Consider the following 15438-nt stretch of genomic DNA (forward strand, 5'->3'; position numbering starts at 1 on the left):
CACTCGATTTATGACGTATCGTGCGGCATAGACGTTCGACTTCGCTAAAAGTCTGTTAGGTAAATGCATATAATCTTACGAAATTGTAAGATTAGTGAAATCTAAAGTGATACAAGAAAATTTAAAAAGGTAGTAGACTCATTTTAGTAAAAATAAAGCCGTTAAGATTAAAAGAATCAAATAGTTTATATTAAACTAAGATAAACTTTTGAATATATTTCGGTGGCTTGGAAATGAGGTAAAAATGAGTGAATATATAAAAGTATATGAAGTCGAAAAATATTATGGAGAGGGCAGTAATGTAACAAAGGCTGTTGACGGAGTAAGCTTTGATGTGGATAAAGGTGAATTTGTCGGAATTATGGGTGCATCAGGCTCCGGTAAATCTACATTGCTTAACATGATGTCTACAATTGATAAAGTAACTGCGGGACACATTTACTATGGCGAAACAGATATAACCGGTTTAAATGAAGATAAATTATCTGATTTCAGAAGAGATAATTTAGGGTTTGTATTTCAGGACTTTAATCTGTTAGATACACTTACGATTGGAGAAAATGTTGCGTTAGCAATGACATTTCATACGAAACGTAAGAAAGAAATAAAAGAAAAAGTAGATGAGATGTTAAGTCTGCTAGGAATTAGTGGAATACGTGATAAGTTTCCGTATCAGGTATCCGGTGGGCAGAAACAGAGATGTGCCTGTGCGAGAGCGCTTATAAATAATCCGTCGCTTTTACTTGCTGATGAACCAACAGGGGCGTTAGATTCTAAAGCAGCACAGACGTTGCTTGAGACATTTACAAGGATAAACAAGAGTATGCAGGCTACTATACTTATGGTTACACACGATGCATTTTCGGCAAGCTATTGTGATCGGATATTATTTCTTAAGGACGGCAAAATCTTTAATGAACTGGTGAAAGGCGATAAGAGCAGACGTGATTTCTTAAATGAAATATTAGACATTCTTGCATTGACCGGAGGTGACAAAGATGTTAAGTAAACTCGCTTTCAGAAATGCTAAGAGGTCTTTAAAAGATTATCTTATATATATTATTACAATGACTATAATTGCAGCTATGATGTTCGCATTTAATTCAATGATTTTCAGCAAAGAAGTAAGAAATATGTGCAGTGAAGCAGGAATTATGGCGGTAATGCTTGGAATTGCGACATTTTTCATAGTGTTAATTGTGGCTTGGCTTATCAATTATATGGCGAAATTTATGCTTGAGAAGAGAAGTAAGGAATTCGGAACATATCTGCTGCTAGGAATGAAGCGGAAAGAAATATCGCATTTATATATGAAAGAGAATCTTATAATGGGAACTATCGGGTTCGTGATTGGTTCTGTGGCGGGAATGTTTCTGCAGCAGATAATTATGACGATATTCTATAGCGTATTTAACATAGAATACAAGGTGAAAATAGATGTGCAGGGATTATCTGTATTAATGACAATCTGTTGCTATTTTGGCTGTTATCTTCTTGCACTATTTCGTAATAAACGAAAGTTTAAGAAAATGAATATTTCAGAATTAATGAAAATGGATAAGGAGAATGAAAAGATTAAGCAGGGAAGTCCTGTTTTATCACAATGGCTTTTCTTTGGTTCGCTTGCGTATATAATTCTGTTTTTTATTAAATTATTTGAGGGCAGATACACTGTGTCAGGTGTAATTCTTATGAGCATAGGACTTATCATTTCTATTTATATGATTTACTTTGGAATTGCGGGATATATAGCAAGATGTGTCCAAAAAGGCAGCAGAAGAGTCTATAAGAATAATAATTTATTTATCTACAGACAACTTTCTTCAAAATTAAGTACAATGCGTTTCACAATGGGAAGCCTTACAATATTACTTACGTGTGCAATTCTTGGTGGAACCATTGCCATGATGTTTGCAAAATACCAGGATACCGAGCTTAAGAATATAATGCCTTTTGATGTGCTTGTATATAGTAATAACGTAAATGAAGATTTCAAGGAAGAAATGGAAGCCATAGAGGAACTGGCAGGAATAAAAGAAAAGTTAATTTATCACATTTACCAGAATGGAAGTCATAAAATAAATGATTTTCTCTATGTAAATGCATCTACGATAAGAAAAATATACAGAACTAAAGATGGAAAATTAGATGAAGAAGCTGTTAAAAATGACGGAGATGAATACTATGATTATGATACATTTATAAGTCTTAGTGATTATAATGCGTTAAGAAAAATGCTTGGATACGAAGAGATTACATTACATGAGAATGAGTACGCCATTAATATTAAGAAGAGAATGAAAAATGATTTGAAAGGAGAAATACTTAATACAAAAGTGGAAGCTGGTGATAAGGAACTCAGGTTTTCTAAGATATATACTGACAGCATTTCACAAAACGGAATAAATGGTGCAGATTACCTGATTGTAGTTCCTGACAGCGCAGCAGAGAAGATGACACCATATTATACGAATCTTGCAGCCAGTGTTATTAATGCTCCGGATAATAAACTTAGTGATAAATTAGATGACATAAGACAGAAGAAAAATGGGATTATGCCTGAGAAAGAATTTCAGAAGTTAGTCAGGGAGGGTAAGATTAGTAGTAATGAAGAATGGGATGATGTTACTCTTGGCGGTTATGGAACTGATAATATAATTGCAGTTTTTGCAGATGTGTTAGTATCAGCGCCAATGACTAATGAGATGAAATTTGTCATAACAGCAATTGTTTTTCCAATAGCATATGTAGGAATTGTATTTGTCTGTGTAGCACTTACCATTTTAGCAGTACAACAGTTGAGTGATTCATCAAAATACAGATGCAGATATGTTATTCTCCGTAAATTAGGACTTAGCGAAAGAAGTGTTAATAGAATAATCTTAAAACAGTTACTTGGATATTATATGATTCCGGGAATCGTATCACTTATAATAAGCGGAATTATTGCAGTATTTGCTGGAAATAATTTCGTAAAATATACGGGTGTTTCAGGAAGTGGTATGTATTATTTCGGGATTTCAGCATTGGTATTCTTTGGAGTGTATGTTATATATTTTATAGCAACCTATGTTGGATTTAAGAAAAATGTGTAAATAAAATTTCGTTGGCATTGTTAAGATATATTATCAAATTCATTTGACAAATGATGTATCTTAACCAAACAAATGCAGTTTTGAATAAATAAAAGAGTTTTGTATGTAAAGGTTTTAATGCCTGAATAATTCTGGTATTAAAATCTGTTATATACAAAACTCTTTTCTGGTAGGAAAAATTGTAATCCCCATTGATGAGCCTTCCTTCAATGGCTTGTGATCAATGGGGATAAAAAGATGTAGGATGTATTGGGTATATGTATAACAGCTTTCACTGTTATAACATTGAGAGGTGTAAAGCAAACCCCTTTCGTTTGCTTTACAATTGTCATTATAAGGGATAAATTTGTCTAAAAATTGAATTATATATAAAAAAAATATAAAATTAATAAAATAATTATAAACTATCGTAGTTAATTGTAATGCCGGTAATAAAATGTTATAATACTAACCATAATAAAGTTAAGGTACGTTTACGTGAAAAATAATAGAAAATGCAGAGAAAAGAGGTAAATATGAATATAAAAAAGTATATTTATGATGGAAGCAAGAAATTTGTCCCTGATAAATTTGACACAAAAGAAACAGGCGGACTTACTAAAGAAGAAGCGGTCAATCTGATGAATGAGAATCTCCCTAAGATTGATGAATTACAGAAGAAGCTTTATGCTGAGAAGAGAGAAGGAATTATATTCTTATTTCAGGCGATGGATGCAGCAGGTAAAGATGGAACCATTCAGGCGGTTTTGAGTTGTCTGTCACCTCATGGAGTTAAGGAGTATGCATTTAAAGCACCCAATGCAACAGAATTAGCACACGATTATCTATGGAGAGTTCATCATTGCGTACCTGAGAAAGGTCAGATAGCTATATTTAACAGAAGTCATTACGAGGATGTACTCATTGGAAGAGTCCATAAATTATATAAGAACCAGCCAAGGGCTTCATATGTGAAATTAAACGAGGTTATGAAGAACAGATATGAAGATATCAGAAATTTTGAAAAATATCTATACAATAATAGCGTAAGAATTGTTAAAATATATCTCAATGTATCGAAGGATGAGCAGGCAAGAAGATTTTTGTCACGCTTAAATGAGCCTAAGAAATATTGGAAGTTCAGTTCATCTGACCTTAAGGAAAGAGAATACTGGGAAGAGTATCAGAAGGCATTTGCAGAAGCAGTTAACCAGACTGCGATGGATTATTGCCCATGGTATGTGATTCCGGCAGACCATAAATGGTATATGAGATATCTGGTAAGCCAGATTATATTAGATACATTAGAGGATATGAAACCTAATTTTCCAAAGGTAAGTCAGGCAGTAATGGAGAATTTTGACGAAGCAAGAAAAATGTTAGAAGACGAATTAAGAGATAAATAGATAAGAACAACGTCTTAGAAATGGAGGAATAAAATGAAAATTTTAGTATTAGGTGGTGCAGGATATATAGGTTCACATACTGTATATGAGTTAATCGATGCCGGAAATGAGGTCGTAATAATAGATAACCTTGAGACAGGGCATATGAAAGCTGTACATCCACAAGCTAAATTTTATAAAGGAGATTTAAGAGACAGAGCATTTGTTGACAGTGTATTAGATACTGAGAAGAATATAGATGCAGTAATTCATTTTGCAGCAAATTCATTGGTTGGCGAAAGTATGGTTAATCCTTTGAAATATTATGATAATAACTTATGTGGAACAAAGGTAATGTTAGAATCACTTGTGGCTCATGGAATTGATAAAGTTGTATTTTCTTCAACAGCCGCAACTTATGGTGAACCTCAGAGCATTCCTATTGTAGAGACTGATCCTACCAGACCAACTAATTGTTATGGTGAAACAAAATTATCTATGGAGAGAATGTTCTATTGGACAGGCGTGGCACATAATTTACGTTTTGTATCGTTGAGATATTTTAATGCATGTGGTGCACATATAAGCGGACAGATTGGCGAGGACCATAATCCTGAGACACATCTTATTCCACTGATTCTACAGGCGGCAAGTGGCAAACGTGACCATATAAGCATTTTCGGAACTGATTATGATACAGTAGATGGAACATGTGTAAGAGACTACATACACGTTACTGATTTGGCACAGGCACATATTTTAGCAGTAAGATATCTTATGGATGGTAATAAGAGTGATATATTTAACCTTGGAAATGGCGTTGGATTTACGGTAAGACAGGTAATAGATGAAGCTAGGAAAGTAACCGGAGCTGATATTAAAGTAGTAGAAGAAGGCAGAAGAGCAGGTGATCCTGCAACACTCATAGCTTCAAGTGATAAGGCTAAGAGTGTACTTGGCTGGAAACCGGAATATGCTGATTTATCTAAGATAATTGAGACAGCATGGAAGTGGCACAGCGAACATAAAAATGGTTTTGAGGATTAGTAAATGCAGGTTTAACATAGGACAAGGCATTTACTATACTTAGAATAATAACAATGGAGGTAGAAAAAACTATGACAAAGAAAGGCAGAAAGCATGTTGTAATGTCTATTGTATTAGGAATTGTTTTTACATTAAGTCTTATGTTTAACGGAAATAATTCTTCAACTAATAATATAGAAGCAATGGCAGCAACAGGCGCAGGTGTGAAGTACCAGACACATGTCCAGACTTATGGCTGGCAGAATTATGTATCCAATGGTGCAGAAAGTGGTACAACGGGACAAGCTAAGAGATTAGAGGCAATCCGCATTAAATTAAATAATGCAGATTACAGTGGAGGTATACAGTACAGAACTCACGTACAGAGTTATGGCTGGATGAACTGGGCAAGTAATGGCGCAATGAGCGGAACATCAGGCCAGGCAAAGAGACTTGAGGCTATCCAGATTAAACTTACAGGGGAGATGGCTAATAAGTATGATGTGTACTATCGAGTGCATTCGCAGAAATTTGGCTGGTTAGGCTGGGCTAAGAATGGTGCGTCAGCTGGAACAGCAGGATATGGTTACAGACTTGAATCAATCCAGATTAAACTTGTTAAAAAAGGAAGTGCAGCACCTGGAAGTACAAAGAATACATTTCGTGAGACATTAGTTAAATACAGGACACACGTACAGGACTATGGATGGCAGGGATATGTAAGTGATGGAGCGTTAAGTGGAACATCAGGCCAGGCAAAGAGACTTGAGGCTATCCAGATTTCTCTTGTTAATCCAAGATATTCAGGAAGTATACAATACAGAACACACGTACAGGACTATGGATGGCAGGGATATGTAAGCAACGGAGCGTTAAGTGGAACATCAGGTCAGGCAAAGAGACTTGAAGCCATTCAGATTAAATTAACAGGAAAGATGGCTGATAAATATGATGTATATTACAGAGTTCACGCACAGACATATGGCTGGTTAGGCTGGGCTAAGAATGGTGCATCGGCAGGAAGTTCAGGTTATGGAAAGAGGCTTGAAGCTATAGAGATTAAATTAGTAGCTAAGGGAAGTGCAGCACCTGGCAGCACAGCCAATACATATATAGAGAAACCAACTACGGTTGCAGCAACAGGTATAACACTTAACAAGACAAGCTATACTTTAACAAAAGGCGGTACATATACTTTAAGTGCTACAGTAGCGCCATCTAATGCTACAAATAAGACAGTTACATGGACAACAAGTGATAAATCTGTTGCAACAGTAAGCAGCACAGGTAAAGTTACAGCAGTTAAGGCAGGTACAGCTACAATTACAGCTAAGACATCTAATGGTAAAACAGCAACATGTAAGATTACAGTTAAAGATTCCATACAGCCTGTAACCGGAACAGATACAGACCAGGGTGATCAGAAAGCATTATACAACGCATTATTTGATATTAATAACAAAGTTACATTTGATATGAATATCAGTGATGACCAGATTAAACTAATGCAGAAGGATTACAAAGAAGGTAAAGACATTTACAGAAAGATTGATAAGCTTACAGTAACAGTTGGCAATAAGAAGTATGATATTTATGAAGTCGGTGTAAGAATTAAAGGTAATACATCAAGAGTAAATATTTATAATAATGGAAATGTAGATGATAGAAACTTAATACATTTAAAGATAAGTTTCAAAGAAACATTTGATGATGAGACAGAATATGCCGGCAATGCTAAGGTATGGGCAAATGATGCTGATAGAAAAGCCAGAAAGAAGAGAACGTTTGCTACATTAAAAGCTATCGAACTTAAATGGAACAGAAATATTGATGGAACATATATAGGTAACTATTATGCAAATCAATTATTCAGGGCATCAGGCGTTGTTGCACAGAATACATCGCTTGCAAATGTAAGATTTGGTGGATACAACTATGGTGTATATACAATGTATGAAATGGTAGATGACGTATTCTTAAAGAGATATTTCGGCGATGATTCAGGAGACCTTTACAAATGTGCATGGGGTCAGACGAGCAATGGTGTAGGTGAATGGAGTGGTGCTACATATAAGAAAGATACTATTAATTCAATGAGCGTTGAAAAAAGTGGTAAGAATTTCATATATGAGTTAAAGACTAATAAGAAGAAGTCAAAACATGCATCACTAAAGAACTTTATTAACACGTTTGCACAGGGAACACCTACTAAGGCAACATTTGAAAGTCTTGTTGATTCAGACAGATTTGTTAAATTTGCAGCAGCATCCTATTTTGTAGGTAATCCGGATGATTTAAGAAATAACTACAATAATCATTATATTTACTTTATGAAGAATGGTAAGGCAGTTTATATTCCATATGATAATGACAGATGTCTTGGTATGACAGTTTCAAGTAAAGATATGACAACATTCAGCCCATATGCTGATAATGCAGCTTTAAAGGGTTCACAGGAGAATCCTGTATTCAGATATAGTATTATTACAAGAAATAATCTGTATACTACAGAATATACAAATGCCCTTAAAGCAATAGCAGAAAGTGGCTGGCTTGATTATAGTAAATATAAGAAGATATATAATATTGCAAAAGCTAATTATGCATCAGTTGCTATTCCTGACTCAAATGTTAGAGCGTATGTTAAGGAAGTGGATGCTCCTGCAAAGACATATAAGAATTCAGACCTTGCATTCAACGAGAACAATGGATTCAATACATCAGTTAAGACATATATGACTAAGATTATGAAAACCTACAATGATGCAATTGCAAAATGGAACTAATAAGTAGTCAGGTATAAAGAGATAGAAGAATAAAATATAATGAAATCAAAAAGGTATTGTCAGAATAGTCTGGCGATACCTTTTTATACTTACTAGGAAATTTCGTTGAAATTGTCCTAGTAAGTATAAACGCTCCGCGAGGATCGCACTGCGGCGGAGCAGAAAATGTTGCTATCGCAACCCGCAACAGGCGGAGAATGTCGCTTGCGACATTCTTTATTCATAGTATCAGGGTGTCATTTTTGCACTAAAAATGTAGAAAAATATACATAAATAATGTATAATATACCTATTAAAAATGTGTGATATAAATGGAGAATTGTATGAATAGAGTTTTAGTTGTGTCAAATATAGACAGAGTTTATGAACATAAAGAAATTGCATCAAAGTATAATGCAGGATTCGAATATAATGATTTTTATGCACCTGATATAATTAATGATGAAGAGAAAGTTCATGAAATTATAGAAAGATATAAAGAAGCCGGAGTACCGAAGTATTGTACCTTGCATGGCGCTTTTTATGATATAGCCGTTTTTAGTGAAGATAAGGAAATAAGAGATATTTCATATAGAAAAATGGTACAGAGTATGGATATAGCTAAAGAAATTGGTGCGCGTGGAGTTGTATTTCATACAAATGTTAATCCATATCTTGTTTCGGAAACTTATGAAAAACGTGTGGTTGAGATTACGGTCAAAGTCTTGGAAAAGTTACTGGACAAATACAGTGATATAGATATTTATTTAGAAAATATGTTTGACTGCAATCCACATATATTGGCAGAGATTTCGAAAAAGTTATCAAAATATGATAATTATGGTGTGTGTTTTGATTATGCACATGCAAGCATCTACGGTAATAATATGGAAGAGTGGATAGAAGTACTAAGTCCATATGTTAAACATATTCATATTAATGACAATGATTTGACACAGGATTTGCACCTGACATTAGGAGATGGTAAATTAGACTGGAATAAATTCTTAGAATATTATAATGTATATTTTAGTGATTGTTCGGTATTGATAGAGACAACATTGCCGGAGAATCAGATTAAGTCATTAGAATTTATGGAGAAATTAGAGTCAGAAAGATACAAAGCCGCATTTGCACATAATGTGACAAATAATGAAATAGGAATTAATAAATACAATAAAATTAGCGATGTTAAAGCATTGGCTGCGGAAGAACTTTTAGAGAGAATCTTCTACTATATGACGAAGTTAGTTGAGATTAAAGAATTCTCGGAAACGGTTGATTTGCTGACAGATTTAGGAAGTACAATAGTTAATTCTGACAGGGCATCATTCTGGTTCTGGGATACCAGTTCTAAGCAGTATTGGACACTTTCAGCACAGGGTAATGGCAGAATTACTATACCTGAGGGAACAGGAATTGTTGGAAGAACAATTACAGAGAATAGAACGATTCTTTGCAATGATGCATATAGCCAGCCATATTTTAATGGAAATGTGGATAAAGAGACAGGTTATCTTACACGTTCAACATTGTGTATGCCGATAACCGATGTTGATAATGAAGTTATTGGTGCGTTTCAGGTAATCAATAAAATAGATGAAAATGGGAATGCAGGAGTGTTCGATGAAAGGGATATTAATCGATTATCGATTGTTGTTGCATTTTGTGAGAAATCATTAGAGTCGCATTTACTGCACAATGTTGCATTGAGGGACAGACTTACAGGACTTAAAAACCGATATTCATTTTACGAATATTATAATAAGAAAGTCTTACCAAATGTATATGATGTGAAATTTTCATTTATAATGTGTGACATAGACTTTTTCAAAAAAGTAAATGACACATATGGACATAATGCGGGTGATGAAATACTTAGAAGTGTCTCTAAACTTTTCAAAAACAGTGTCGATAAGGAAGATGAAATAGTAAGATGGGGCGGTGAAGAGTTTATCTTTATCCTTAAGAATAAAGATATAGCTGCTGCTAAAGCATTTGCAGAAGAATTAAGAAGTCAGATTGAGAAGTCAGATTTCATGGTTGAGGATAAGATATTAAATATAACAATGTCATTTGGTGTAAGCGAGTTAAATGCACAAAATAACATTGAGGATAATATAAAGGTTGTAGACGGACGCTTGTATAAAGCAAAACGTGATGGAAGAAACAGAGTAATAGATGGTGACTAATATGAAAGAATTAAAATCAGTTTTTATAAGTTATAGCTCTAAAGATACAGAGATTGTTAATGAAGTAGTTAATATGCTTGAAACTTCAGGTATTTCGTATTGGAAAGCACCTGAGATGATACCGGCAGGTTCAAATTATGCAAAAGAGATACCAAGAGTTATATGTGAATGTAATATATTTCTGCTTATTATTTCCGAAGATTCCCAACGCTCGATATGGGTAGAAAAGGAGATAGATTTTGCAATAAATAATAGAAAAGTTATAGTTCCGTTAAAACTCACAGAGGGAAAACTTACGGATATGTTTAGCTTCTATCTTAATAATATCCAGATGGTTAATTATAATGGTAATCTAAAGAAAACTTTGAGAGTATTAAGAACCAGGATAGAGACGCTTTTATCAAAGGAAAGTTTAAAAGACAATACAAGAAATATTGCAGATGGCAGAGAAATCGCAAATTCAAATAATCGTGAATTAGACGATAATAATGAAACTACCTCGAATAGAAATATAGAAAATACAGGTAACGGAGAAAATTCAGATAAAGATATTGAAGGAGCAGAAAACAGAGAAGAACATCCTGAAATGGAGAAAACAGACAGGGAAAATATAAGACGCTCGAAAATTAAAGCATTTAGCTATAATCCTCAACCTGAATTCTGTAGAAAATGTAATGGCAAGTTAAAAGAGATTGCTAAAGGTGTATATAAATGTACAAATTGTGGAATGGAGAATTATGATTATTTCCAGACAGTAAGAAACTATCTTGAGAAAGCAGGTCCATGTTCGATTATTATGATAGAGAAAGCTACAAAAGTACCAAGAGCAAGCATTGATTATTTTATTAAACAGGAAATGTTAGAAATTCCTAAAAACAGTGATGTAAGGTTAAGGTGCAAAATATGTGGGGCACCTATCAGAAGTGGATATTTATGTGATGTTTGCAAGAAAATAGATGGCAGGTAATTATGGAAAAAAATATATGGATAATTAGCAGCAACAAAAAAGAATTAGTAGAAACCCAGGGCGCGGTAAATGGCGGTGGCACATTCAGAACCATTGCGATGTTGTCGCATCAATCTGTAGAAAAGGCAATAGAGAGAGAAGACATAGACATCAGACCATCGGTTATAATATTAGATTATGACACAGAGAAAGAATGTGGCTTTAAGGCATTGGAGATTATACAGGGGCAGTCTGCGTATGTGGGTGTTCCTGTAATTTTTATTATAGGTAAAAGAACAAAGGAAATAGACGAAGAATGTTATGAAAGAGGTGCATTGATTGTATTATCTAAACCATTAAGCAATGTAGCTTTAATGAGAATTAAGAGAATAGCATCCCAGTATGAAAAGGGCAGGGACTACGAAATAATTCTTCAGAGACAGAATAGTGAACTAAGTATGGCAAGACAGATTAAGATATTAAATGAGCAGCTAGAGAAACGCAATGAGCTGCTGTATCAGATATTTGGCAGGTATTTTTCTAATGATATTACTGAAGTAATTCTTGATAATCCTGAGGGTGCATCTATCGGTGGTGAGAAGAAGAACGTTACTATACTTATGGCAGACTTAAGAAGTTTTACACCGATTGCCGAAAGATTAGAAGCGGATTCGCTTACAAATATGATTAATTTCTTCTTAGGAGAAATGACAGATATAATATTTAAGTGGAGGGGTTCTATTATCGAATTTATCGGAGATGCAATATTAGCTGTATTTGGCGCACCGATGGAATTAGAATGTTCCGAATACAATGCACTTAAAGCTGCATTGGAAATGCAGGAGGCTATGAGTAAGGTAAATGAATATAATAGTGAAAATGGATATCCAGAATTGAAAATGGGAATCGGAATTAATAAAGGTGAGGTGTTTATCGGAAATATCGGTTCAAACCGGATGATGAGATATAATGTTATGGGAAATACAGTTAACTTAGCTTCAAGAATAGAAGACGTAAGCAAAGGCGGGCAGATATTGATATCGAAAGAAAGTATTAAAGATATAGAGAAGAAAGTAGCTGTCAGGGAAGAGATTACGGTTACAGTTAAGGGAATCTCTAAGGAAGTTACGGTATGCGAAGTAATGGGAGTAGAATAGATTAAAAGAATTAAATAGATGAAATAGATTAAATAGGTTAAATAGATTAAATTAAATAGATTAAATATATTAGTGATGTGTTAAATATTTATGGTTCTGTAAGAAACTAGTGGAAGCGAGGCAGGCATATGGAGGCAGTCGAAGTTAAAAAAACGATTAAATTAGAAAACATTCCAGTTGTGATTCTGAATGTAGAGGATAAATATGAATTTAATGTGGATAAAGTAATAGATATTACCAATGAATGTGGAAGCATTATCTGCATTATAATCTGTATGAAAAATGATAATTACATAATCAATTGTGTCAGTAATAATAAATCAATACGTGCATTGGAATTTATTAACTATATTTTAGGCGGCTATGGGATTACTGCTGGTGGAGCAGTTGTAGCTAATGGTGAAATTTCTAAGTTAATAATTGATACCGACTCTGCATTTACGGGGATGGATGTTGAAAATATTATTGAGAAAATGTCGTATAAATATTTCGAAGATACAGAAGTGATTAATTCTATGGAAGATGAAATATCATTAGATGATATGAAGCATTATGTGAAGAGAAGGATTCCATGGGCTTTTGTAAGAACTAAAGATATATGTGGAATAGGAACGAATCTGTGTATAAAAAGTCTTGAGAATACGTCAGGCGTGATAATAACTTCTGATGAAGATTTATATATTATGATAGGAAATCGTGGCGAAGTATATGATATAAAAAGGGAGAAATTCGAGGCAAGTTATATAGAGACAAATGAGAAATTAGATGTATTTGAAAGTATGCTTAATTTCATTCCGGCGGTTCTAAATGTGGATAGTGGTAATTACGAATCGATAGATGAACTTGCATATATGTGTTATCCGAGAAAAGGAAACGGAATCTATGCGAAAGAATTACAGAAGAGAACTAAAGTATTCGGGGTTAATAATAATGCTGAATATTTTATAGGTGAAAAGGGAGATTACCTTGCAGCGAGGGTAGATGATGTGAGAGACGTGTATATAATAAAAAGAGATATCTTCTGGAATACATATGAAATATATGAAAAATAAATATATATATATATGAAAAATAAATATATATTAGAAAAATAAATATATATTGAAAAAAATATTAGCATTAATATATATTTGAAAGCATATCTTGTATAAATAAACAAATACAAGGTATAGACCTATATATGAAAGAATATATCGAAGAGAGAGCTGTTGAAATAGCCAATTATATAATAAGTAATAAAGCAACAGTAAGGCAGACAGCAAAACAGTTTGGAATAAGTAAAAGTACGGTACATAAAGATGTTACGGAAAGACTTTTAAGAATAAATCCATCTCTTGCAAGTGAGGCAAGAAAGGTGTTAGATATTAACAAATCAGAACGACATATAAGGGGTGGAATGGCAACTAAGGAAAAATATCTGCATCTGCATATTTCATAAAATAGTAAGGCTACATATCCTGGTAATATGTAGCTTTTTTGAAAAGAAATGTATAATAACAATTTATGGGAAAATGCCTTTAATTTCTTCAGCATAAACTAATTTTCTGAGGGCCACTATATAGGCAGCCATTCTAAATGTACAGTTACATTCATCTACAACATCTGTAAGGTCTTTGAATGATTTCGTCATAAGGTTTTCTAGCATTTCATTAACCTGTTCGCGTTCCCAGGTAAGCTCCTGGATATTCTGTACCCATTCAAAATATGACACAATTACGCCGCCGCTATTTGCAAATATATCAGGAATAAGTGTGATTGAACGCTTTTCTAATATTTCGTCACGTCTGCGGTAAAACGTTGTGTACATCAACTTGTCTGCAATAATAGATTTGCTTTAAGAAAATGTCAATAAGTCAGAGTAAATACGAAAATAATTAATAAAAGTAAGAACTTTAACTAAATTTAAAATCGTTTAAGTAAAAATATTCAAAATAAAATTAAAGGTTATATAAAATGAGAAAAATTATACTTAATAAGTATTGACGGAACGAAAGATAAATGTTAATCTTTGCGTATAGAGGACGAAGGCGTAACCATAATCAGGTTACGCCTTTTCTGTGTAATATCATATATCATAAGGAGGAGAAGATGCTTATGAAACATAATGAATTAGATGAGATTGATATTGAAATATTAAATATTCTGCAAAGAGATGGCAGAGCAGCAGTAAAAGAAATTGCTAAAAAGGTATGCCTGTCATCGCCTGCCGTATCAAACCGGATAGAGAGATTAGAACAGGATAATTATATAACAGGTTATCAGGCGATTATAAATTCTTCGGCACTCGGATTATATACAAAAGCATTTATAAGTCTTGAAGTTACGCCTCCACAGAAGAAAGAGTTTTATCCATATATAAAGAAATGCAGGAACGTGGTGGAGTGCAACTGTGTAACCGGTGATTATTCTATGCTGTTAGAAGTTTTATTTAGAACGACGATGGAATTAGACCAGTTTATCGGTGAATTACAGAAATATGGAAGAACAAAAACCTTGATAGTATTTTCTACTTCGGTTGAGCATCGTGGGGTAAACATAGATAATAATATAGAGGAATAGATATGCTGAATTAATATTATGTTTTAATAGAATAAAGAATGTCGCAAGCGACATTCTCCGCCTGCGGCGGGTTGCTATAGCAACATTTTCTGCTCCGCCTCAGTGTGATACTTGCGGAGCGTTTTTGTTTGCCAGGACAATTTCAACGAAATTTCCTGGTAAGTAAAAAAAAGATATCCTAAATGGATATCGTATTCTCTGGGGGGATGCCTAGTAGCCTCGCAACTACTAGGCTGAGTTATGAAAATGTTAAGTTGTTTTAGCTACTTATCAGTAGCATATTTGTATTATATTTGGGAAATGTGTATAAAGTTTGTACATATTATAAAAAAAA

The 15438-nt window shown here is 33.8% G+C and carries 12 protein-coding genes; 11 read left to right on the top strand and 1 reads right to left on the bottom strand.

The window, feature by feature from the left end:
- Positions 1-244: 244 nt before the first annotated feature.
- From OCV48_RS08215 to spoIIID, 10 genes are all read left to right on the top strand, one after another.
- Positions 245-1009, top strand: a complete 765-nt coding sequence (locus tag OCV48_RS08215) for an ABC transporter ATP-binding protein (RefSeq protein ID WP_147591636.1) — start codon at positions 245-247, stop codon at positions 1007-1009.
- Positions 999-3095 (top strand): ABC transporter permease, encoded by a 2097-nt coding sequence (locus OCV48_RS08220; RefSeq protein WP_147591637.1) that lies wholly within the window; start codon positions 999-1001, stop codon positions 3093-3095. The genes OCV48_RS08215 and OCV48_RS08220 overlap by 11 nt, the downstream gene beginning before the upstream one ends.
- 515 nt (positions 3096-3610) lie before the next feature.
- Entirely contained in the window at positions 3611-4480 is an 870-nt protein-coding gene (locus OCV48_RS08225) for a PPK2 family polyphosphate kinase (protein WP_147591638.1), read from the top strand.
- A 33-nt stretch (positions 4481-4513) separates the two neighbouring features.
- Complete coding sequence (galE, locus tag OCV48_RS08230; RefSeq protein WP_147591639.1) at positions 4514-5506, top strand: UDP-glucose 4-epimerase GalE; 993 nt, start codon at positions 4514-4516, stop codon at positions 5504-5506.
- 71 nt (positions 5507-5577) lie between these two features.
- A complete protein-coding gene (locus OCV48_RS08235) occupies positions 5578-8271 on the top strand; it encodes a CotH kinase family protein (protein ID WP_262559433.1) in 2694 nt (897 codons plus the stop codon).
- Positions 8272-8594: 323 nt separating this feature from the next.
- Positions 8595-10442, top strand: coding sequence for a diguanylate cyclase (locus tag OCV48_RS08240; RefSeq protein ID WP_262559434.1), 1848 nt, complete (start codon positions 8595-8597; stop codon positions 10440-10442).
- 1 nt (position 10443) lies between these two features.
- A complete protein-coding gene (locus tag OCV48_RS08245; protein ID WP_262559436.1) occupies positions 10444-11409 on the top strand; it encodes a TIR domain-containing protein in 966 nt (321 codons plus the stop codon).
- Between the two features lie 2 nt (positions 11410-11411).
- Complete coding sequence (locus OCV48_RS08250; protein ID WP_021983378.1) at positions 11412-12545, top strand: adenylate/guanylate cyclase domain-containing response regulator; 1134 nt, start codon at positions 11412-11414, stop codon at positions 12543-12545.
- Between the two features lie 128 nt (positions 12546-12673).
- A complete protein-coding gene (locus OCV48_RS08255; protein ID WP_021983379.1) occupies positions 12674-13597 on the top strand; it encodes a hypothetical protein in 924 nt (307 codons plus the stop codon).
- Between the two features lie 128 nt (positions 13598-13725).
- Positions 13726-13983 carry a sporulation transcriptional regulator SpoIIID gene (spoIIID, locus tag OCV48_RS08260; protein ID WP_021983380.1) on the top strand — a complete coding sequence of 86 codons (258 nt, stop codon included), beginning with the start codon at positions 13726-13728 and terminating at the stop codon, positions 13981-13983.
- 63 nt (positions 13984-14046) lie between these two features.
- Here spoIIID and OCV48_RS08265 read toward each other — a convergent pair whose 3' ends face one another.
- Complete coding sequence (locus OCV48_RS08265; RefSeq protein ID WP_021983381.1) at positions 14047-14352, bottom strand: Glu/Leu/Phe/Val dehydrogenase; 306 nt, start codon at positions 14350-14352, stop codon at positions 14047-14049.
- A 287-nt stretch (positions 14353-14639) separates the two neighbouring features.
- Here OCV48_RS08265 and OCV48_RS08270 point away from each other — a divergent pair, with 287 nt between their 5' ends.
- Positions 14640-15104, top strand: coding sequence for an Lrp/AsnC family transcriptional regulator (locus OCV48_RS08270; RefSeq protein ID WP_147591643.1), 465 nt, complete (start codon positions 14640-14642; stop codon positions 15102-15104).
- The last annotated feature ends 334 nt before the right edge of the window (positions 15105-15438 follow it).

This window comes from Bovifimicola ammoniilytica (assembly GCF_025567085.1).
GTDB lineage: Bacteria > Bacillota > Clostridia > Lachnospirales > Lachnospiraceae > Bovifimicola > Bovifimicola ammoniilytica.